This window comes from Deferrisoma sp. (genome assembly GCF_054681715.1).
In genome coordinates this window covers 1-21,122 of sequence record NZ_BAAHFQ010000054.1, presented here as the reverse complement: position 1 = coordinate 21,122, position 21,122 = coordinate 1, and the positions used below count along the sequence as shown (strand labels likewise).

The 21,122-nt window shown below is 70.8% G+C and carries 21 protein-coding genes and 1 riboswitch; of the genes, 6 read left to right on the top strand and 15 right to left on the bottom strand.

The window, feature by feature from the left end:
* Positions 1–454: 454 nt before the first annotated feature.
* The 10 genes from ACY0I8_RS09505 to ACY0I8_RS09460 form a co-directional block, all read right to left on the bottom strand.
* Complete coding sequence (locus ACY0I8_RS09505; RefSeq protein WP_461394540.1) at positions 455–2,506, bottom strand: sensor domain-containing diguanylate cyclase; 2,052 nt, start codon at positions 2,504–2,506, stop codon at positions 455–457.
* Positions 2,493–2,789, bottom strand: coding sequence for an FtsB family cell division protein (locus ACY0I8_RS09500; protein ID WP_461394539.1), 297 nt, complete (start codon positions 2,787–2,789; stop codon positions 2,493–2,495). The genes ACY0I8_RS09505 and ACY0I8_RS09500 overlap by 14 nt, the downstream gene beginning before the upstream one ends.
* A gap of 19 nt (positions 2,790–2,808) precedes the next feature.
* Positions 2,809–3,597 carry a TonB family protein gene (locus tag ACY0I8_RS09495; RefSeq protein ID WP_461394538.1) on the bottom strand — a complete coding sequence of 263 codons (789 nt, stop codon included), beginning with the start codon at positions 3,595–3,597 and terminating at the stop codon, positions 2,809–2,811.
* Positions 3,598–3,601: 4 nt separating this feature from the next.
* Positions 3,602–4,006, bottom strand: a complete 405-nt coding sequence (locus tag ACY0I8_RS09490) for an ExbD/TolR family protein (RefSeq protein ID WP_461394537.1) — start codon at positions 4,004–4,006, stop codon at positions 3,602–3,604.
* A gap of 3 nt (positions 4,007–4,009) precedes the next feature.
* Positions 4,010–4,651, bottom strand: a complete 642-nt coding sequence (locus tag ACY0I8_RS09485) for a MotA/TolQ/ExbB proton channel family protein (RefSeq protein ID WP_461394536.1) — start codon at positions 4,649–4,651, stop codon at positions 4,010–4,012.
* A gap of 81 nt (positions 4,652–4,732) precedes the next feature.
* Complete coding sequence (locus ACY0I8_RS09480; protein ID WP_461394535.1) at positions 4,733–7,630, bottom strand: tetratricopeptide repeat protein; 2,898 nt, start codon at positions 7,628–7,630, stop codon at positions 4,733–4,735.
* 7 nt (positions 7,631–7,637) lie between these two features.
* On the bottom strand, positions 7,638–7,913 hold the full coding sequence (locus ACY0I8_RS09475) for a hypothetical protein (protein WP_461394534.1): 276 nt from the start codon (positions 7,911–7,913) through the stop codon (positions 7,638–7,640).
* A gap of 73 nt (positions 7,914–7,986) precedes the next feature.
* The gene (gene metX, locus ACY0I8_RS09470) at positions 7,987–9,120 is read right to left on the bottom strand and encodes a homoserine O-acetyltransferase MetX (RefSeq protein ID WP_461394541.1); all 1,134 of its coding nucleotides are present in this window, start codon (positions 9,118–9,120) and stop codon (positions 7,987–7,989) included.
* 105 nt (positions 9,121–9,225) lie between these two features.
* Positions 9,226–9,318: riboswitch (SAM riboswitch) on the bottom strand.
* Between the two features lie 176 nt (positions 9,319–9,494).
* Positions 9,495–9,986 (bottom strand): Fur family transcriptional regulator, encoded by a 492-nt coding sequence (locus ACY0I8_RS09465; protein WP_461394533.1) that lies wholly within the window; start codon positions 9,984–9,986, stop codon positions 9,495–9,497.
* Positions 9,979–10,584 (bottom strand): flavodoxin family protein, encoded by a 606-nt coding sequence (locus ACY0I8_RS09460; protein WP_461394532.1) that lies wholly within the window; start codon positions 10,582–10,584, stop codon positions 9,979–9,981. Before ACY0I8_RS09460 ends, ACY0I8_RS09465 begins: the two co-directional genes overlap by 8 nt.
* Positions 10,585–10,651: 67 nt before the next feature.
* On the opposite strand from ACY0I8_RS09460, the gene ACY0I8_RS09455 reads away from it, so the two are divergent.
* The 6 genes from ACY0I8_RS09455 to ACY0I8_RS09430 all read left to right on the top strand — a co-directional run bounded on the left by ACY0I8_RS09455 (position 10,652) and on the right by ACY0I8_RS09430 (position 16,256).
* Positions 10,652–11,131 carry a ferritin family protein gene (locus tag ACY0I8_RS09455; RefSeq protein ID WP_461394531.1) on the top strand — a complete coding sequence of 160 codons (480 nt, stop codon included), beginning with the start codon at positions 10,652–10,654 and terminating at the stop codon, positions 11,129–11,131.
* A gap of 9 nt (positions 11,132–11,140) precedes the next feature.
* Entirely contained in the window at positions 11,141–12,031 is an 891-nt protein-coding gene (locus ACY0I8_RS09450; protein WP_461394530.1) for an MBL fold metallo-hydrolase, read from the top strand.
* Positions 12,032–12,478: 447 nt separating this feature from the next.
* Positions 12,479–13,543, top strand: a complete 1,065-nt coding sequence (locus tag ACY0I8_RS09445; protein WP_461394529.1) for a redoxin domain-containing protein — start codon at positions 12,479–12,481, stop codon at positions 13,541–13,543.
* 91 nt (positions 13,544–13,634) lie between these two features.
* On the top strand, positions 13,635–14,471 hold the full coding sequence (gene nifU / locus ACY0I8_RS09440; protein ID WP_461394528.1) for a Fe-S cluster assembly protein NifU: 837 nt from the start codon (positions 13,635–13,637) through the stop codon (positions 14,469–14,471).
* A 3-nt stretch (positions 14,472–14,474) separates the two neighbouring features.
* Positions 14,475–15,656 (top strand): cysteine desulfurase NifS, encoded by a 1,182-nt coding sequence (gene nifS, locus ACY0I8_RS09435; RefSeq protein WP_461394527.1) that lies wholly within the window; start codon positions 14,475–14,477, stop codon positions 15,654–15,656.
* A gap of 24 nt (positions 15,657–15,680) precedes the next feature.
* Positions 15,681–16,256 carry a hypothetical protein gene (locus ACY0I8_RS09430; RefSeq protein WP_461394526.1) on the top strand — a complete coding sequence of 192 codons (576 nt, stop codon included), beginning with the start codon at positions 15,681–15,683 and terminating at the stop codon, positions 16,254–16,256.
* Here ACY0I8_RS09430 and ACY0I8_RS09425 read toward each other — a convergent pair whose 3' ends face one another.
* The 5 genes from ACY0I8_RS09425 to atpA form a co-directional block, all read right to left on the bottom strand.
* Positions 16,257–16,709: a pentapeptide repeat-containing protein gene (locus ACY0I8_RS09425; RefSeq protein WP_461394525.1), complete on the bottom strand. Its 453-nt coding sequence runs from the start codon at positions 16,707–16,709 to the stop codon at positions 16,257–16,259. It abuts the gene before it with no gap.
* An 83-nt stretch (positions 16,710–16,792) separates the two neighbouring features.
* On the bottom strand, positions 16,793–17,209 hold the full coding sequence (locus ACY0I8_RS09420; protein ID WP_461394524.1) for a F0F1 ATP synthase subunit epsilon: 417 nt from the start codon (positions 17,207–17,209) through the stop codon (positions 16,793–16,795).
* A gap of 15 nt (positions 17,210–17,224) precedes the next feature.
* Complete coding sequence (atpD, locus tag ACY0I8_RS09415) at positions 17,225–18,646, bottom strand: F0F1 ATP synthase subunit beta (RefSeq protein WP_461394523.1); 1,422 nt, start codon at positions 18,644–18,646, stop codon at positions 17,225–17,227.
* Positions 18,647–18,678: 32 nt separating this feature from the next.
* On the bottom strand, positions 18,679–19,542 hold the full coding sequence (gene atpG / locus ACY0I8_RS09410; RefSeq protein WP_461394522.1) for an ATP synthase F1 subunit gamma: 864 nt from the start codon (positions 19,540–19,542) through the stop codon (positions 18,679–18,681).
* Between the two features lie 19 nt (positions 19,543–19,561).
* Complete coding sequence (atpA, locus tag ACY0I8_RS09405) at positions 19,562–21,073, bottom strand: F0F1 ATP synthase subunit alpha (RefSeq protein ID WP_461394521.1); 1,512 nt, start codon at positions 21,071–21,073, stop codon at positions 19,562–19,564.
* Positions 21,074–21,122: the final 49 nt, after the last annotated feature.

Here is a 21,122-nt window from a genome sequence, read left to right as displayed (position 1 = left end):
CTCAGCCGGATGGACGGAACCACTCAGGAACTCTGGGCGTTTTCGTCAGTCCGCTGGGCCGGAAGAGTCCCAGTCGTTGGCTGAGTGCCGGATGCAGCGACTGTAGGAGCCACGCCCGGCGCTCCAGCAGGCCCCATGCCCCCACCCGTGTCTATTTAGGCGCCGGAGGAATAAGACCAACGAAAGTATTGTCAGATCCCCGGCGTTGCAACGGAAACCCGCGGGTGGGGGGCTGGTGGAGAGCCGGGCGAGGCTCCTTACCTCGCCGCGCCATCACCACGCCCGGATCGCTTCGAAAGATCCGGAACGTCCGCCACTGCCGCCGCGCCCTGCCGAGCCGACAACGGAATGGGAAGGCGCGGCGATCGGGCGCCGCACTCGCGCCCGGCCGGAACCCGTCCCCCAGCCGCCCCCAGGCAATACTTTTGAAGGCATTAGTAACTATCCCCGCCCCTCAGGTTCCCCACGACGCGTACTCCCGGATGTCCGAGTAGGCCACGACCCGGTTCCGGCCGGTCTCCTTGGCGGCGTAGAGAGCCTGGTCGGCCCGGGAGATCAGGGCGTCGGGGGTGTCGTCGCCCTCCTGGGCCACCCCGAGCCCGAGGCTCGCCGTCACCCGGAGGGTGCGGCCCTCCCAGGGGATTTCCTCGGCCTCCAGGGCCTTGCGGATCCGCTCCGCCAGGGCCCGGGCCCCGGTTTCGTCGGTGTTGGGCAGCAGGATCGCGAACTCCTCCCCGCCGTACCGGGCCACGTGGTCGGTCTCCCGCGCCAGGGAGCGGAGGGTTCCGGCCACGGCCCGGAGCACCTGGTCGCCGGCCGGGTGGCCGTGGCGGTCGTTCACGCGCTTGAAATGGTCCACGTCGGCCAGGAGAAGCGCCAAGGGGCTCGGGTACCGCCGGGCCCGGGAGAGCTCCGCCGTGAGGCGGTCGAGGAACGCCCGGCGGTTCCACAGGCCGGTGAGGGGGTCGCGGGTGGCGAGCTCCCGGAGCTGCTCCAGGCTCCGCAGCTGCAGGAGGGCCTGGCCGGCGAGCTGGGCCAGCACGTCGGCGAACTCCACGGCCGAGCGGTCGAACGCTTTGGGCTGGCGGTGGCCCAGGCACAGCACCCCCACCGGCTCCCCGTGGGCCTGCATGGGGTACATGAGCAGGCTCGGGAACTCGGGCACCCGGATGCCCGGGCCGAAAAGGGGCCGGCGGGTGTTGCCGCGGCCCTCGGCGTAGTGGAGGTAGTTGCGGCTTGCGAGCACCCAGCCGGCGAGCCCTTCGTCCGGCCCGAACTCCTTGCCGCGCAGGTCGGCCCAGGGCTCCAACACGGCCTCGAACCGAAGCCGGCGGTCGGTTCCCACGATGGCCACGGCGGCGAACGGGGGGCCGAGGCGCATGGAGAGGGTCGTGAGGAGGAGGTCGAGCACCTCCCCTTGGGACTCGAACTCGGAGACCCGCCGGGAAAACTCGTGGAGGTGCTGGAAATCCCGGGCCTCCCGCTTCACGGTCTCGAAGGCGCGGATCTGCTCGAGGAACTCCCCCACCAGGTGGGCCGCCACCTCGAGGGCCGTGACCTGGGCCTCTCCGAAGGCCTGGGGGCCGAGGCCGTCCACGGCCAGGACCCCCTGGACCCCGCCGTCCCCCCGGAGGGGGACCCCGGCGAACGAGCGCACGGGAACCCGGGAGGCGTAGTATCCGAGCCGGGCGGCGGGGTCCCGGAGATCCCCGATCACCAGGGGTTTCTCGTTTCGCACGATCCAGTGGAACGCGGTGGCGTCCAGCCGGATCTGGGCGTCCTCCCGGATGCCCCCGTGGTGGTCGGTCACGAGTTCCCGGATGTAGAGGGTGCCGTCCCCGCTTCGAAGCACCAGAAGGGCGGTGTGGGCGCGGACCCGTTCCTTGAGGGCCGAGAGGAACCGGAACAGGGTCTCGTCGATCCGCACCAGACCCCCCCGCCCGCCGAGCTCCACCGGCGCCCGGGCCCCGAGGGTGGCCGCGTCGCGCTGGAGCTTCTCGTAGGCGACCCGAAGCTTTTCCCGGCGGCGGCGCTCGGCCCAGGCGACGATACCGGCCGCTGCGGCCAGGATCTCGAGGCCGAGGAGGGTGGGCACGAACGCGTGGGGCCGTAGCCCTGCGGCCACCGCCGGGAGGGCCAGAAGCCCGGCCGGGGGCAGCCAGGGCGCCAGGGCCACCACGGCCGCCCCGAAAACGGCCAGCGGCCAGGGGGCCGGAACCGCCAGGCCCTCGAGCACGGTTTGGAGGGCCAGCACGGTCAGCACGCCCACCTCCACCCGGTCCAGGTCCCCGGGTTCGGGCGTGGCGGTGGCCCGGTGGAGGCGCCAGACGTAGTGGGCGGTGAACCCCGCGAGGAACACGAGCGCCGCCGGCCGGAGACCGGCGGCGGGTGAGAAGAGGCCCGCCAGGAGCGCCGCCGCGTACGCGGCCGGGACCAGGGTGCGCAGCGCGAGCGCCCAGTGTACCCAACCCGGGCGGCGGGGCCGGACGCGATCAGCGGCGGGCATTTTCCGTTTCCGGCAGGAGGAACAGGGTCTCCCCCTCGCGCACCATGCCCAGATCCTCGCGGGCCCGGCGTTCGATGGCGCGGGGATCTCCGGACCGTAGCGCGCGGATCTCCCGCACGAGATCCTTCTCCCGGGCCTTCATGGCCAGGATGTCCTGCTCGAGCCCCCGTTTCTCCCGGGCCAGCCGGCGTACCACCGGGGCCGCGTCCAGGAGCGCCGTGGCGAAAAAGCCCACCGCCCCGGCGAGGAACAGGGCGCAGATCATTTTGTCCCGTCTCGACATGGCCTCACGCTCCCAGGGGTCACTCGAGCTCGAACCGCACGGTCACGATGCCCCACTGCTCCACGTTGCGCCCGGCCGGAAGCGGGTTGAACCGGAGTCGGGCCACGTACTGTTGGGCGATCCGGTCGAGATCTGGCGCGCCCCTCTGGACCACCAGGGTCTGGGTCACGTCCCCCCGCGGTGAGACCCAGAACTTGACCCGCACGGTCACGGGCTGGACCACGGGGACCGCCGGCACGGGCGGGGCCTCCAGGAGGCTGCGGCTGGCCCCCTCCTGCCACTCGATGTCCAAGGGCTCCAGGGGCGCCGGAGGTTCCGGCTGCTCCCGGGTCTCCAGCCGGGCCAGGAGTTCTTCCACCCGGGTCCGGGTTGCCCCCTCGGGGGCGGCCACGGCCGGCACCACGGCCGGCAGGTGGGGCATCGGTTCCGGGGCCGGGGGAAGCGGCGGCGGAGCCACCCAGGGCACCTCGTCCGGCTCGGCCGGGGCCGGGGCCCTCCGGGACGGCGGCCGGATCGGGGGCGGTGGGGCAACCCGCGGCGCGGCGCCGAGCTCCGGGAACAGCACTTGCCCGAGGATCCTCTCGGCCTCCGCGGACTCGAGGGGCTCGGGGGGCGCCTCGGGTTCCGGCGGCGGCTCCGGCGGCTCCGGCCTGAGCGGCTCGGCCTCGGGGCGCAGGAGCTCCACCTCCACCGGACCGCGGTCCCGCACCGGAAGCTGCCACCGAAAACCCGGGGTGAGGACCAGGAGGGCCCCGTGAACGGCCAGGCTCGCGGCCAGCGCGAAGGAAAGGGGGCTCTGCCGGGTCACCGCCTCACCGCTTCGGCCGGGTCGCGATGGCCAGGCGGTGGAGCCCCGCGCTCTTGGCCCGGTCCATGACGTCCACCACGTGCAGGTGGCGGGTGGCCTCGTCGGCCTCGATGATCACCAGGGTGTCGGGGTTGGCCCGGGCCACCTCGGCAAACCGGGCGTCCAGGTCCTCGGGGCTCGCCCGCCGGTTGCCCAGGTACAGGGTTCCCTCGGCGTCGATCTTGACCCGGAGGTCCTTCACCTCCTGGCGGACCGGCTCGGAGCGGGCCCGGGGCAGGTCGATCCGGATGCCGGGGGACACGACAAAGGTGGTGGAAAGCATAAAAAAGATGAGGAGCAGGAAGACCACGTCCACCAGGGGGGTGATCTCGAGCCCCACGAGTTCCCTTCGCTTTTTGCGGAACTCCATGGCCTAGCCCCCGGCCGCCTTGGCGGCCGAGACCGGTCGGCGGTCGGGCCGCTTGACGAGATCCACGAAATGGATCGCGTGCTGCTCGAGCTCGAGCACGATCCGGTCCACCTTCCCCAGGAAATACCGGTAGGCCACGAAGGCCGGGATGGCCACGGTGAGGCCCGCCGCGGTGGTGATAAGGGCCTCGCTGATGCCCCCGGCGAGGCTCGCCGGGTTCCCCACCCCCTCGACGCTGATCACGGTGAAGGCCTTGATCATGCCGCTCACCGTGCCCAGGAGCCCCAAAAGGGGGGCCACGTTGGCCACGGTGCCGAGCACGCCGACGTAGCGCTCGAGGTGGGCGGCCTCCCGCCGGCCGACCTCCTGGACCGCCTCCTTCACGACCTCGCGCTCCAGGCCCGCGTTCTTCAGCGCCGCCGCCAGGATGCGGGCCAGGGGGCTGCGACTCCGGCGGCAGACCGCCAGGGCCTCTTCCACCTGTCCCCGGCGGTAGAGGTCCTCGGCCCGCCGCAGGAGATCCCGGGGGATGTTCCGGCCGGTCCGGAGCATCCAGGCCCGCTCCAGGAACACGGCGAGCCCGATCACCGAGCACGCCGCGATCGGGATCATGAGGATGCCGCCTTTCAACAGGTATTCGTACATCGATCTCCTCCGGAGGAAGAGCAGGGAATCCGCGGGAAGTTTCCCGACCGGTCGGCGGGGGCCGGCCCGGGGATCCTCGGTCTAGGGTTCGCCGCCCTCGGAACGGGCCTCCAGGCGCGCCCGTACGCTCTGGGCCCGCTCGGTCTCGCCCCGGGCCTCCAGGAGGTCGGCGGCCCGGCCCAGGGCTTCCCGGACCAGGGGGTCGTCGTCCGGGTACAGGTACCCGATTCGCAGAAAGGTTTCCAGGGCCTCGTCCGGCCGTCCGGCCGCCTCGAGGGCCCGCCCGGCCCAGACGAGGGCCCGCAGGCCGTCGGGGCTCTTCCCGAGATCGGCGGCGGCCTGGAGCACGGCGGCCGCCTCACGGGGCCGCCCGGCGAGGAGGAGCACCCTTCCCCGGTCGGCCTCCACGGCCTGGCGCAGGTCGGGCCGGTCGGCGGGGCAGGCCTCGGCGGCGGCGCCCAGGGCCGCGAGCGCCCGGTCCCACTCCAGGAGCGCCGCCCGGGCCCGGGCGGCGGCCCGGAGGGCCTCGACCCGCTCCGGCCCCTCGGAGCGTTGGGCGACCCGTTCCCAGCGATCCGCGGCCCGGGCGTCCCGGCCCTCCGCCTCGGCAAGCCGCGCCAGGTCCCGGAGGGCCGCGAGCCCGACGAGGTCGTCCCGCAAGGCCAGGTCCTCGAGGATCCGGGCCGCACCGTCCCGGTCTCCCCCGGCGAGTCGCTGGCGGGCCGCCTCGAGCCGGGCCTCGGCGGCCCGGGCCGTCTCGCCGGCCGCCTGGGCCGCCCGGTCGTAGGCCCGGGCCGCCTCGGCGGGCCGCCCCTCCGCTTCCCACAGGCGGGCCAGGGCCAGGGCCAGGTCCACGCCCCGGGGATCGGCCGGGTAGTCCCGGAGGAACCCCTCCACCGCCGACGAGAGCTCCTCGGCGCGGCCGAGCCGCACCAGGCACAGGGCCTCCCCGAACCGGGCCTCGGGCCCGTCCGGCAGGGCCCGGTAGGCCGCCCGGGCCTCCTCGAACCGCTCCAGGTTGTAGAGGCAGTCGGCCACCTTGAGCCGGGCCTCGGCGCCCACGGGGTCGGGCTCGGACTGGAGCTGGCGGAACGCCTCCAGGGCCTTGGCGAACCGGCCGGCCTGGTACCACACCCATGCCAGGGTCCGCCGGGCCTCCACCGCGAACGGCCCCCCGGGGTCGTCGGCCACGAGCGCCGACAGGATCTCCTCGGCCCGTCGGTCCTCGCCCGCACGGGCGAGCATCCAGCCCCGGAAGAACCGGGCCGCCGACCGGTAGTAGGGATCGGCCGCGGTGGCCTCGAGCCGGTCCAGGGCCGAGAGGGCCGCCGGCAGGTCGCGGCGGTTGTACAGGGCCCGGGCCCGGGCCAGGAGGGCTTCGTCCCGGTTCGGGTCCTCGGGGAACCGGGCCAGGAACGCCGCGAACCGGCGCGCGGCCTCGTCCCACCGCCGCTGGTCGAAGGCGATCCAGGCCTCGCCGTACCGGGCCAGGGGCTCGGCGGCGCTACCCTCGGGCACGGCCGCGAACGCCTCGGCCGCGCCCTCGAGGTCGCCGAGGCGGTAGAGGGCCTCCCCCAGCCAGGCCCGCAGCCAATCCCGGCGATCGTAGGTGGGGTGGCTCTGGAGCGCCGCCCGGAGCACCCGGGCCGCTTCGGCCGGTTGGCCGGCCAGTAGGAGACACAATCCCTCCCGGTGCCGGGAGGGCGCCGCGAGGTCCGACCCGTCGGGAACCCGCCGGAACTCCGCCGCGGCGTCCCCGAACCGGCCGAGGGCGTACAGGGCTTCCCCGGCCAGGTACCGGGCCACGGGCACGTCCCGATCGGCCACGGGGCGGAGGACCGCGAGGGCCTCCTCGGGTCGGGCCGCCTCGAGGAGCGCCCGGCCCAGGGCCACCCGGGCGCGGTGATTCCACTCCCCTTCGGGCACCCCGGCCAGGGTCCTGGCCGCCGCCTCCAGGTCCCCCCGCAGGATCGAGGCCCTCACCAGCCCGTACCGGGCCGCGGCCCTGAGGTCCGGGTCCTCTGCCGCTTGGGCCACGGCCCGAAGCTGTTCGGCGGCTTCCGGGGCCTTGCCGCGGTCGAGAAGGATCCAGGCCAGGAGGAGGCGGGCGGTGTCCCGGCCGGGGTGATCCGGGTAGCGCAGAAGAAACGCGTAGAGCGCGTCTTCCGCCCCCTGGGAATCCCCCGCCCGGAACCGGGCCAGGCCCAGGCCGAGGGAGGCGTGGGGCGCCACCCCGGCGCTTTCGGGCTCGAGGGCGCGGGCGAACGCGTCGGCCGCCTCGGCAAACCGCGATGCCTCGAGCCGCGCCTGCCCGATGCGGTACCACGCTACGGCCCGAAGCGTCGGGGCATCGGCCTCGGCGATCTCCTGCCAGAGGGACAGGGCCTCGTCGGCCCGGCCGAGCCGATCGAGGCACCAGGCCTGCCGGACCCGGGCCTGCCAAAGCCGCTCACCCCGAACCAGGGCGTAAAATCCTACGGCGTCCTCGAGCTTTCCCTGGGATCGGCGGATCTCCCCCAGCCAAAAGGCCGCGTCGTCCCCCTCGGGGGTATCGGGAAACCGATGCCGGAGTTCCAGGAAGAACCGTTCGGCCTCGGCGCGGTTTCCCCGGCTCAGGCGGTCGAGGGCGGTCTTGTGGATGCCCTCGGCCCCCTTGGCGGCCCGGGCGATCGCGGAGGTCAGGGCCCCCCGGTAGGCGCAGCCGGGCGACCGGACCTCGGGGGAAGGGGGAGCCACCGGGGTGGGAAGCTCCGGGGCGGGGACGGGCGGGAGGTTGACCGGAACCAGGATCGTGCCCGGCTCCAGGGGCAGAACGCCGCGGCGCGACGCCTCGAGCCGAAGGGGGTCGCGGGCCCGCACCACCACCTCGGGCACGCTCAGTTCCCCGGGGCCCGTCTCCAGGCCGAGGCTGAGCGAGGCGAGCCAAAGCGCAGCGGCCGCGCCGGCTAGGGTTCGGATCCAGGCGGTGGCGGGCCGCAAGGGGGATCTACTCGGCCGGGCCCCGGACCCGGGTGAGGTACTCGACGATGATGCCGGCGTCCTCCGGGGAGATCATGCCCGAGGAGTACCGGGCCATCCGGGAGACGGTCTTCTCCCAGCCCGCCCGGTCTTTGTTCTTCTTCAGCGCGCGGTCCGGGGAGTGGCAGGCCGAACATTTCTTTTCGAACAGGGCCTTGGCCGCTTCGAGGTCGAAATCCTGGGCGACGGCGGGGCCGACGACGAGGCCCGACACGAGGGCGAGGCAGGCGAGCCAGCGGCGCATGGTGGTCCTCCTTTTGGGGAAAGGGGGCGAAAAGCGCCCGAAGGCGGTCAGTATAACACCGCGGGCCGGGGGCTCAAAACGCGCCGCGAACCTCGTCCTGCACGCGGGCCAGGAACTCGGCGACGTGGTGGGTGTAGAGGTCGTACTCCACCAGGAACGCGTCGTGGCCGTAGTCGCTCTCGACCCGGATGTGCTCGACCCGCTTGCCGTTGCGCCGGAGGATCTCCTCCATGATGTCGGTGTCGAGCGGGGGGTAGAGCCAGTCGCCGGTGAACGTGATGAACCGAACGGGGCAACGCACCTGGGCCAGGGCGTCCTCCATGCCGTTGGGGAACCCGTCGCCAAGGTCGAACAGATCGAGGGCCTTGGTGAGGTACAGGTAGCTGTTGGCGTCGAACCGCTCGGCGAACTTGTACCCGTTGTAGTGGAGGTAGCGCTCCACGTCGTACTGGGCCGAGAACGCGTAGATGCCCTCGCGGCCCGAGATGCGCCGCCCGAACTTGTGGCGCATGGACGCGTCGCTCAGAAACGTGATGTGGCCGATCATCCGGGCCACGGCAAGCCCGTCGCGGGGGGGTTCGTGGCCGTAGTAGTTGCCGCCCCGCCAGTTGGGATCGCTCATGATGGCCCGGCGTCCGATCTTGTTGAACCCGATGCTCAGGGGGGAGGAGGCGCCGGTGGTGGAGATCGGCACGATGGACCGGACCCGGTCGGGATAGCGCACGGCCCACTCCAGGGCCTGCATGCCGCCCATGGAGCCGCCGATCACGCAGAGCACCTCCGGGATGCCCAGGTGATCCAGGAGGAGGGCCTGGACCCGCACCATGTCCCGCACCGTGACCACCGGGAACGCCATGCCGAACGGCCTTCCGGTGCGGGGATTGATGCTGGCGGGGCCGGTGGTGCCCCGGCAGCTCCCCAGCACGTTGGAGCAGACCACGAAGTACCGGTCGGTGTCGATGGGCCTCCCCGGGCCGATCATGGGGTCCCACCACCCGGGTTTGGGATCGTGGGGGGTGTGGTAGCCGGCGGCGTGGGCGTCCCCGGACAGGGCGTGGCACACCAGAACCACGTTGTCCTTGCGGGGTGAGAGAGTCCCGTAGGTCTCGTAGACCACCTCGATGGGACCGAGGATCCGGCCACTCTGCAGGTAGAGCTCGTCGGGGGGGGAGCACAGGACGGCCTTCTGGGGCGACACGAGGCCCACCCCGGCCGAAGGGGACGGCTTGGTCAACCGGGTTCCTCCTCTCCTCACCGTAGGGGCGGAACGCGGCCGGAGGGGAGGGGCGCACCGGGCCGCGAGTCCGAAACACTCTTATCTGTCCAGGATGGAGCACCGGACCCCGAGCGGGGTTGGTTGCTGTGGCTTCCCAGGGCCTGGTCCCTCCGCCACTCTCGATAAGAAGTCGCCGGCCTCGCGGCGCGGGGTCCGGGGATTGCCGGACCCCAAAAATAGAAGAACAGGGGTAGAGCGATTGCTCGCTGCTAACTCCCTGCTCTTCCGGGGGGGCTCTATGTCACCGGCGGCGCCGGTTGCTGTCGTCGTTACGGGTGCCTTTATACGGATCCCGGAGGCGGGTGTCAACCCTCCGGAGAAATTTTTTTTGTGGCCCCGGCGGAGCCCGCGCAGCGGGGGCACAGGCCGTAGAGCTCGAGGCGGTGGTAGCGCACGGTGAACCCGCGCTCCTCGGCCACCTGGCGCTGGAGCCGCTCGATGGTGGGGTGCTCGAACTCCTCGATGTGGCCGCACTGGAGGCACACGAGGTGGTCGTGGTGGTCGACCCCGATGGCGGGCTCGTAGCGCACCCGTCCCTCGTGGAACCGCCGCTCCTTGGCGATGCCCGCCTTGGCGAAGAGCGCGAGCGCCCGGTACACGGTGGAGTGGCTGATCGAGGCGTTCTGGCGCCGCAGGCGGTCGTAGAGTTCGTCCACGCTCACGTGGGCGTCCTCGGCCAGGAACGCCTCGAGGATGGCCTCCCGCTGGCGGGTGGGCCGGAGGCGCTCCTCGCGCAGGTAGGCCCGAAGTTTCTCCTGGGCGGCTTCGAGGCGTTCCTGGAGGGCGGTGCTACCCATGGCGTTCCCCCAAGAGGGCGGCGAGGCGGGCCCCCAGGGCCCCGGCCTCGGCAAGGGCTTCGGGATGGTCGAGGATCTCGGCCTTCCCGTCGACCCCGGGCACCGTGAGGTGGGCCCAGGGTTCGGCCTCGATGGCGTCGCAGACGTAGCGGAAGGTGAGGAGCGCCCCCTCGAAGAGGCGCTTGCCGCGGGTCGCCCCCACCGAGAGGAACACGGCCGGCTTGGGCCCGCCGGCCACCCGGTTCACGGGCCGCTTCTGGAGGTACCGCAGGCTCCAGAGGGCCTGGCACCGGTCGATGAAGGCCTTCGCAAGCGCGCTCACCCCGTAGAACATGATCGGGGAAGCCAGGGCGATCGCCCCGGCGTCGCGGATCCGGTCGTAGAGGGGCGTCATGTCGTCCTGGAGGGCGCAGCCGCCGGTGCGGCAGGCGTAGATTTCGCGGCAGGGGTGGATCGAGAGTTCCCGCAAAATCACCCGTTCCACCGGCCACCCGCTGGCCGTCACCGCCTGGGCGAACCGATCCAGCAGGAGATCGGTGTTCCCGCCGGCCCGAGGGCTCCCGTACACGCACAATACCGGCGGTCTCTCGATTGACACCCCGTTCCCCCGACGACTAGAATCCATGTGCGAATTTTCTCGATCTTCCGACCCGAAGGAGAGGCCCATGAGCACCCCCGAATCCGCCGTGCTTGCCCTGGCCGACGCGGTGAAGTTCGAGTCGGACGGCCGCGATTTCTACCTGCAGGCCGCCGAGCGCGTCGGGAACCCGTTGGCCAAGGCCGTGTTCCAGGCCCTGGCCGAGGACGAACTCGACCATATCCGCAGAGTACGGGAGATTTACGAGGAACTCAAGTCGAAGCCGGGGTGGCCCGACACCGCAGCCATGGTGGCGCGCTCGTCCGGGGTGGAGGACGCGTTTGCGAGGGCGGCCCGGGATCTGGACCGGCAGGTTGCGCCGGACGCCGACGCGGTGGAAGCCCTGGAGAAGGCCGCCGAGATGGAGCGCAAGGGGCTCGACTTCTACCGGAACCGCCTGGCCCAGGCCTCGTGCGACGCCGAGGCCGAGTTCTACCGGCGCCTGGTGGCCGAGGAGGAGGTGCATCTTCGCACCATCGAGCGGGCCCTCGGTGACCTTCGAACCTAGCCGGGAACCGTGACGAATCAGGGCAGCTCGACGCGACTCACGGGCCCGGGTCCCTCGGTGGACCCGGGCCTCGTTCGTCTGGAGGACGGGCTTTGGGTCACCTCGGGACGGGCCGCGGTGGTGGAGGGGCCCGACCACCTGGCGCTCGTGGATCCCGGCGACGAACCCTGGGAGGCGATCGAGCGCGACTTCCGCCGGGTGGAGGCCGAGACCGGGAAGCCCCTCCGGTGGGCCCTGATCACCCACGCCCACCCCGACCACGTGGCGAACCTTCCGCTCCTCTTGCGGGATCGGTCGGGGGTGCGGGTGGTGGCCCACGAGACGAGCCCGCTCTCGGCCGACGTCCGGGTGGCCGGGGAGCGGAGGCTCCCCGGGGTGGGCCCGGGCGTCCTGGCCATCCCCACCCCGGGCCACTCCGACCGGGGGGACGATCTTTCGTTTTTCGTGCCGCCCCACACCCTGTTCTCGGGGGATCTGGTCCAGCCCAAGGGCGAGACCTGGGAGGAGGCGTTCTACCCCAGCCCGTACCCCTATTTTCGGGACGGGGACGCGTACCTGGGGAGCCTGGGGCGGCTGGAGCGCCTCCCGGTGGAACTCCTCGTCACCGGACACCGGGAGATCCGCCGGGGGGCGGCCGCCCGGGCATGGATGCGCCTGACCCGGCGGGCCATCGAGCGCGTGCGGGAGGAGGCCCTGGCCTGGACGGGCGACGAAGACCCCCTCGTGGCGGGCCAGGACGTGTTCCGGCGCCTGTGTCGCGAGCGGGGCATCCCCGAGGAGGTGATCGAGGCGCGGCTAAGCCGGACCAACGGGCCGAGCGCCTTCGAGCGGTTCGATCTGCCCGGGTTCCTGTGGGCCTGGGAAATCAGGAGCCGGATTTCAGAAGACAGACGTCGGTGAGGCGCTTCGCCCCCTGACGACCTTCTCGCTTTCGGGCCCAGGGTGGATCGCCACCGCCTGGACCGAGGGACCGGAGACCGTGCCAGGGGCCAGAAGACAGACGACAGAGGACAGGGGTGCTCTGGCCTCCGACCTCTGAATTCTGATCCTTGGTACGGCAGCCGCTCCCACAGGTCGGCCGACGCGATGACGCCGGAATCCCGAATGTTCTTAGCCGCCTCGCTGCCGAGCAGCCCAGCCGCCTAGCCGAAGTTACGTGGAAGCTCCGTAGGCCGCGGGCCGCGGCCTGTTTGCAAAAACAATGACTTCCGCCTCGGCCACACGGTGGGCCGCCGCGGTCTGGACCGAGGGACCGGAGACCGCAAGACCGGCGACCGTGGACCGAAGTTCCTCCGAACGCCGTCTCCCTTTGACCGGGAAACGGCCCCGCCGTATCCTGGCCCCGCCATGAGATTTCCCCGCCTGTTATCCTGGGTGTCAGCGCTCGTGTTTGCAGTGGCCCTCCAGGGGTGCACCGGACCGGAGGCCCCGGTGGGGCCCCGGGAGAAGACCGACGGCGAGAGCGTGGCGGTGGAGGTGAACGCCCTGGCGCCGGCCTTCGCCGGGAAGACCTTGGGGGGTGGGGAGGTGCGGCTTGCCGACTACGTGGGCAGCCACGTGGTGCTCCTGGAGTTCTGGAGCGTGTTTTGCAAGTCGTGCCTGGAGGAGATGCCCCACATCGAGGAGCTCCAGCGCCGGTACGGGAGGGACGGGCTCCAGGTCATCAGCGTGAACACCGACGTGTTCTCGGCGGCCCGGATCCAGAAGACCCTGGACCGGGCCGGGCTCCATCCGCCCTACCCGGTGCTCCTGGATGTCCGGCAGGAGGTGGTGAAGGCGTACAACGTGGAGGTGCTCCCGGTCACGGTGATCATCGACCGGTCCGGTTGGATCCGGTTGTACCAGGAGGGGTACCGGCCCGGGGATGAGTCCCGGTTCGAGAGGGTGGTGCGGCGGTTCTTGGGCAAGGAGGAAGCCGGGGACGTGACGCTCGCGCCCCGGGGCGGGGTGACGGCGTTCGCGCCGGCGGGGGGGGAGCTGGTGGCCGTGGGGAGCCGGGTGCCGGAGCTGCGGAGCAACGCCCTCGGGGGGCAGGAGGTGCGGGTGGGCCGGGGCAACCCCCAGCTCCTCTTTTTTTGGAGCCTATACTGCCGGCCGTGCCGGGCGGAGTTCGGCCCGGCGGCGGCCTTGGCCCGGCGGTACCGGGACCGGGGCCTTCGGGTTTGGGCGGTGAACGTGGACAACCCCGCCTTGGAGCCCCGGATTCGCCGCTTCCTCGAGGGCAGGGAGGGGCCTCCCTGCGTGGTGGACTGGGGGGGGCGGGGCATCGCCCGGGCCCTCGGCGTGCGGGCCACCCCGAGCGTGGTGCTTCTCGACGCCGAAGGGCGGGTGGTGCACGCGGCCGAGGGCCGGGTGGTGTGGGAACAGCTGGAGGCGGCCGTGGAGGGGGTGCTGGCGTCGGGGAAGCGTTGACACGGGGCGCGGACGTGGTATTTATGGAGCGTTTCGGTTGGAAAATGCCGCTGCCCCTCGGGGCGGGGCGGACGAGGAGACGAGAAGGGCCATGTGGGACTACACGGACAAGGTCAAGGACCATTTTCTGAACCCCCGAAACGTGGGGAAGATGGAGGACCCCGACGCCGTTGGGGAGGTGGGGAGTCTGGCCTGCGGCGACGCGCTGCGGCTCTACCTCAAGATCGAAAACGACCGCATCGTGGACGCCAAGTTCCAGACGTTCGGGTGCGGCAGCGCCATCGCGTCGGCCTCGGCCCTGACCGAGATGGTCAAGGGCAAGACCCTGGACGAGGCGCTCACGATCACGAACAAGGACATCGCCGACTACCTGGGCGGCCTACCCAAGGAGAAGATGCACTGCTCGGTCATGGGGCGAGAGGCTCTGGAGGCCGCGATCAACAACTACCGGGGCATCGAGACGCCCAAGGCCGAGCTCGAGGGCGAGGTGGTGTGCGAGTGCTTCGGGGTGACCGACAAGCAGATCCGCCGGGCGATCCTGGAGAACGACCTCAAGACCGTCGAGGATGTGACCCATTACACCAAGGCCGGCGGGGGGTGCGAGCGGTGCCTGCCGGACATCGAGCGGATCCTCCGCGAGGTCCGGGGCGAGATCCAGCGGGCCAAGGAGGCCGAGCAACGGCCCAAGCGGCTCACCAACCTCCAGCGCATCCAGCTCATCCAGAAGGTGATCGACGAGGAGGTTCGGCCCGGGCTCCAGGCCGACGGGGGCGATGTGGAACTGGTGGATGTGGACGGGACCACGGTGTACGTGCGGTTCCGGGGGATGTGCGTGAACTGTCCGTCGAGCCAGGTGACCCTGCACGACGGCATCGAGGCGCGGCTTCGGGAGATGGTGGACCCCGAGATCCGGGTGGTGGAGGCCTAGGCGATGCGGACGATCTATTTCGACAACAACGCGACGACCCGGGTAGACCCGGCGGTGTTCGAGGAAATGGCCCCCTATTTCTGCGAACTCTACGGGAACCCCTCGAGCATGCACACCTTCGGGGGCCAGGTGGGCAAGAAGATCGCGGAGGCCCGGGAGCGGGTGGCCGCGCTGCTCGGCGCCGACCCCTCCGAGATCGTGTTCACGAGCTGCGGCACCGAGGGCGACAACACCGCGATCCGCTCGGCCCTGGAAGCCCTGCCGGAGAAACGCCACGTGGTCACGACCCGGGTCGAGCACCCGGCGGTGTTGAACCTGGTGAACCACCTCGTCAAGAAGGGCTACCACGTGACGCTGCTGGGGGTGGACGAGCAGGGCATGATCGATCTCGCCGAGTTGGAGGAAAGCCTGCGGGACGACACGGCCATCGTGTCGATCATGTGGGCGAACAACGAGACCGGCACCGTCTTCCCGATCGAACGGGCCGCCGAGATCGTGAAAAGCCGGGGGATTTTGTTCCACACCGACGCGGTCCAGGCCGTGGGGAAGATTCCCATCGATCTCGGGAAGCTGCCGGTGGACTTCCTGGTGCTCTCCGGCCACAAGCTCCACGCCCCCAAGGGGGTGGGGGCCCTTTACGTGCGCAAGGGCACCCCCTACCGGCCGTTCCTGATCGGGGGGCACCAGGAGCGGGGCCGGCGGGGCGGCACCGAGAACGTGCCCGGCATCATCGGGCTGGGGAAGGCCTGCGAGCTGGCCCGGGAGCACATGGACGAGGAGAACACCCGGGTGCGGGCCCTGCGGGACCGGCTGGAGGCGGGGCTCCTGGCCGCGATCCCGGACACCCGGCTCAACGGCCACCCCACCGAGCGGCTCCCCAACACCGTGAACCTGTCGTTCAAGTTCGTGGAGGGGGAGGCGATCCTGCTCCTTCTGGACCAGATCGGGGTGTGCGCGAGCTCCGGTTCGGCCTGCACCTCGGGGAGCCTCGAGCCCTCCCACGTGCTGCGGGCCATGGGGGTTCCGTTCACCTACGCCCACGGGTCGGTCCGGTTCAGCCTGAGCCGGTTCAACACCGAGGACGAGGTGGATTTCGTGGTGGCCGAGCTGCCCAAGATCATCGAGCGGCTCCGTTCGATCTCCCCGTTCACGGAGGACCACGAACCCCCGGCGTGCACCTGCTAGGCGGCCGGGTAGGGGAGCCGCGGGGTGCGAACCGGGGGTGCGGGCCTAGGGGAGCTGGAGCGGCGCCTGGAGGCGCTGGAGCGGGAGTACGACCTGTTTCTGGCCGGCACCCGCCGGGCCGAGCCCGAGCGGGAGCGGCGGGAGGTGGAGCGGGCGCTTCTCAAGGTGGTGGGGTCGCCGCTGCTTTCGACGGCCGAACGGTTTCGGGCAAAGACCCTGGCCCACCGGTTTCGGGCCCTGGAGTCCCGGGTGCGGACCCTCCTGGAGCGGAAGGAAGCCAAGGCCCGGCCCCGGGCCCCGGATGGGGCGGACTCCGGGGGCGCAGAGATCCTGGTGGACCGGGCTTTGCTGGCCGATCCGGGGGCGCTCGACCGGTATGTGGGGCGGTTGCACGCCGAGTTGGGTCGGGTGAGCGGGGGCGGCGCCCCCGTGTCGCGGGAGGACCTCCGGGAGCGGATCCGCAGGGCGGCGGCGGAGCACCTGGGACGGGAGGGGGTTAAGGGGATCCGGTTCCGGCTCGAGGTGGACGGGGGCCGGCCGAAGATCCGGGGGGACCTGGTGGTGGATCGGCGTGGGGATGGGGCGAAGGGGGGCGGCTGATCAGGCGCGCAGGTGGCGGAGCAGCGCCACCAGGGGGTCGTGGCGGACCCGGGTGCCGCGATCGACGGCCAGGGCGATCTCGTCGGCGCGGAGGTCCGCGGGGAACACGGCCGCGGTGATGTCGGCGTCGAGGAGGAGCGCCCCCTCGAGGCGTGCATCGGCCAGGTAGGCGTTGTAGAGGTTGGCCCGGGAGAGGTTCGCCCCCTCGAGATCGGCCCCCTCCAGGTTGGCGAACCGCAGGGAGGCCCCCTCGAGATCGGCCGCGGCGAGGCGGGCGCGGGCCAGCTTGGCGCGGTCGAGGCGGACGCCCCGGAGATCGACGCCCTCCAGGCGGGCGGCGGTGAGGTCGGCGCCCGAAAGGTCGACAATCTGCTGGCGGCGCTGGGCGACCTGGTTGAAGGTGTCCACGTCGCCCCGCTGGAGCAGCGTGAGAAGTTCGTCCCGAAGTTCCACACCAAGACCTCCCTGTGGGGGTAGGAAAGGGAAAAAAGGGGCGCCCCGTCGGGGGCGCCCCTTTTCGGTGGGTCGGGTCGGGTTCAGCGCAGGTGGCGGCTGGCCACCTGGATCCGGTTCATGGCGCGCTCCAGCTTGGCCTCCACCTCGGCATACTCCCGGGATTCCCGGCTGATCTGCTGGAGCTGGGCCTCAGCCTCGGCCTTTTCCGCCTCGGCCTGCTTGAGATCGATCTCGGTGGGGAACTCGGCCTCCTCGGCCAGCACCGTGACCTTGTCGTGCTTGACCTCGGCGAATCCCCGCCGCAGGGCGAGGAAGTGTTCCTCTCCGCCGATCCGGTACATGAGTTCCCCGACGCCCAGGGCCGTCAGAAACGGGGTGTGGCCGGGGAGCACCCCGAACTCGCCCTCCACGCCCGGGGCCGTGACCTCGTCCACGTCCTCGCTGACCAACAGGCGCTCGGGCGTGACGACTTCCAGCCGGAACCGCTCGGTTGCCATGGGGTCCTCCCGGGGTTAGGCGGCTTCCGATTCGAGGATCCGCTTGCCCTTCTCCACGGCCTCCTCGATGGTGCCCACCATGTAGAAGGCCTGCTCCGGGAGGTCGTCGTGCTTGCCGTCGACGATCTCCTTGAAGCCCCGGATCGTGTCGGCCAGCTTCACGTACTTGCCGGGGGTACCGGTGAAGGCCTCGGCCACGTGGAAGGGCTGCGAGAGGAACCGCTGGATCTTCCGGGCCCGGGCCACGATGAGCTTGTCCTCCTCAGAGAGCTCGTCCATGCCGAGGATCGCGATGATGTCCTGGAGGTCCTTGTACCGCTGGAGGATCTGCTGGACCTGCCGGGCCACGGCGTAGTGCTCCTCGCCCACGACCCGGGGGTCCAGGATGCGGCTCGTGGAGTCGAGGGGGTCCACGGCCGGGTAGATGCCGAGCTCCGCGATCTGGCGCGAAAGCACCGTGGTCGCGTCGAGGTGGGCGAACGTGGTGGCCGGGGCCGGGTCGGTGAGGTCGTCGGCCGGCACGTAGATCGCCTGCACCGAGGTGATGGACCCCTTGGAGGTGGTGGTGATCCTCTCCTGGAGCTCGCCCATCTCGGTGGCGAGCGTCGGTTGGTAGCCCACGGCCGAGGGGATCCGGCCCAGGAGCGCCGACACCTCGGACCCGGCCTGGGTGAACCGGAAGATGTTGTCGATGAAGAGCAGCACGTCCTGCCCCTCGACGTCCCGGAAGTACTCGGCCACGGTGAGCGCCGTCAGGGCCACCCGGGCGCGGGCCCCCGGGGGCTCGTTCATCTGGCCGTAGATGAGGGCGGCCTTGTCGATGACGCCCGACTCCTTCATCTCGAGCCAGAGGTCGTTGCCCTCACGGGTGCGCTCGCCCACGCCGCCGAACACGGAGAACCCGCCGTGCTGCTTGGCGACGTTGTTGATGAGCTCCATGATGAGCACGGTCTTGCCCACGCCGGCTCCACCGAACAGGCCGATCTTTCCGCCCCGCAGGTAGGGGGCGAGCAGGTCCACCACCTTGATCCCGGTCTCGAGCACCTGCATCTCGGTGCTCATCTCGGTGAACGGGGGGGCGGGCTTGTGGATGGGGCTGCGCATCTTGGCCTCGACCGGCCCCGCCTCGTCCACGGGCTCGCCCACGACGTTCAGGATCCGCCCCAGGGCCTCCCGGCCCACCGGCACGGAGATCATCTCGCCCGTGTTCAAGACGGGCTGCCCGCGCACCAGGCCCTCGGTGGAGTCCATGGCGATGCACCGGACGGTGTGCTCGCCGAGGTGCTGGGCCACCTCGACCACGAGGTTCCACTCCCGGTCGTCGATGGAGGGGTTCGTGATCTTGAGGGCGGTGTAGATCTCGGGCAGTTCCCCCTCGAAGGCCACGTCCACGACGGGCCCGATGACCTGGCTGATTTTTCCGTATTCGTTGCTCATGGGCTACAGGCCTCCTTCGGTGAGCCGCCGGCCTAACGCATGGCCTCGACGCCGTTGACGATGTCCATCAGCTCGGTGGTGATCGCTTCCTGCCGCGCCCGGTTGTACTGGAGCGTCAGCCGGGCGATCATCTCGGTGGCGTTGTTGGTGGCGGAGTCCATGGCCGTCATCCGGGCGCCGTGCTCGCTCGCGGTGCTCTCGAGGAGCGCCCGGAACAGCCGGACCTCCACGTAGCGCGGGAGCACCCAGTTGAGCATGTACTCCTCGCTGGGTTCGTAGATGTACTCGGTGGTCGAGGTCTCGGGGTCGACCGGCATGGGCTCCACCGGGAGCAGGCGGTCGAACACCACCCGCTGGGAGAGGGCGGAGCGGAACTCGTTGTACACCATGTAGACGAGGTCGATCTCCCGGTTGATGTACCGCTCGATCACCTCCCGGGCGATCCCCTGGGCGTCGGCGTAGCCGGCTTTGCCGAAAAGTTCGGTCTTGTGGCCGATGATCTCGGCGTTCCTGCGGCGGAAGTAGTCCACCGCCTTCTTGCCCACCAGATACAGGGGCACGGCCTCGTACTCGGGGCCCTTCTCCCGGAGGAACCGCTCGGTGGACCGGAGGATGCTGGCGTTGAACGAACCGCACAGGCCCCGGTCGCTGGTGAACACGACGAGGCACACCCGGCGGGGGTCCCGCCGCTCCAGGAGCGGGTGGGCCTCCTCCTCGGTGCGCAGGGCCAGGCTCGAGAGCACCTCCAACATCTTGTCGGAGTAGGGCCGGTTTTGAAGGATGGCCTCCTCGGCCCGCCGGAACTTGGCGGCCGAGACCATCTTCATGGCCTTGGTGATCTGCTGGGTGCTCCGGACGCTGGCGATCCGGTTCCGGATGTCCTTCAGGTTGGCCATCGGCGCATGCTCCCCGGGATCACTCGGCCACGAAAACCTTGTCGAACTCGGCCAGGGCCTCGTCGATCTTCTTCTTGAGCTCGTCGTCCAAGGCCTTCTTGGTGCGGAGCTCCTCGAGCACGTCGGGCCGTTTGGTGTCGAAGAAGGAGTAGAGCTGCTCCTCGTAGCGGTGGAGCTGGCCCACCTCGTACTTGTCGACCCAGCCGTTGGTGGCCGCGTAGATGATGAGCACCTGCTTCTCGACCGGAAGGGGCGCGTACTGGCCCTGCTTCAAGATCTCCACGAGCCGGGCGCCCCGGGCGAGCTGGCGCTGGGTGGCCTTGTCGAGGTCGGAGCCGAACTGGGCGAAGGCCTCGAGCTCCCGGTACTGGGCGAGGTCGAGCCGCAGGGACCCGGCGACGCTCTTCATGGCCTTGATCTGGGCCGATCCGCCCACGCGCGACACCGAGAGGCCCACGTTGATGGCCGGCCGCACGCCCGAGTAGAACAGGTCGCTCTCCAGGTAGATCTGGCCGTCGGTGATCGAGATCACGTTGGTGGGGATGTAGGCCGACACGTCGCCGGCCTGGGTCTCGATGATGGGAAGCGCGGTGAGGCTCCCGCCGCCCTTCTCGTCCGAGAGCTTGGCCGCCCGCTCGAGAAGCCGGGAGTGCAGGTAGAACACGTCGCCGGGGTAGGCCTCGCGGCCCGGCGGCCGGCGCAGAAGGAGCGAAAGCTGTCGGTAGGCCACGGCCTGCTTGGAGAGGTCGTCGTAGATGATGACCGCGTGCTTTCCGTTGTCGCGGAAGTACTCGCCCATGGCGCACCCGGCGAAGGGGGCGATGTACTGGAGCGGCGCGGGCTCCGACGCCGTGGCCGACACCACGATGGTGTAGTCCATGGCGTTGTGTTCCTTGAGCCGGGCCACCACCTGGGCCACGGTGGAGCGCTTCTGGCCCACGGCGACGTAGATGCAGATCACGTCGGTGTCGCGCTGGTTGATGATGGTGTCGATCGCCACCGCGGTCTTTCCGGTCTGGCGGTCGCCGATGATGAGCTCCCGCTGACCCCGGCCGATCGGCACCATGGAGTCGATGGCCTTGAGGCCCGTCTGCAGCGGCTCCTTCACGGGCTGGCGGAGCACGATGCCGGGGGCCTTCACGTCGATGACCCGGGTCTCCGAGGTCTCGATCTCGCCCAAACCGTCGATGGGGTTACCCAGGGGGTCCACGACACGCCCGAGAAGCCCCTCTCCGACGGGCACCGACACGATGCGGCCGGTGCGCTTGACGATGTCGCCCTCTTTGATGTGGATGTCCTCGCCGAAGATGGCGGCGCCGACGTTGTCCTCCTCAAGGTTCAGGGCCATGCCCATGATGCCGCCGGGGAACTCCACGAGCTCGCCGGCCATGCACTTCTCGAGGCCGTGGATGCGGGCGATGCCGTCACCCACGGTCAGGACGACGCCGGTCTCGGCCACGTCGACGTCGGCCTGGAAGTTCTGGATCTTGGTCTTGATGATCTGGCTGATCTCTTCGGCGCGGATCTGCATGGCTCTATCACCCCTTTAGGAAGCTATCGCGCAGCCGCTGGAGCTGGGT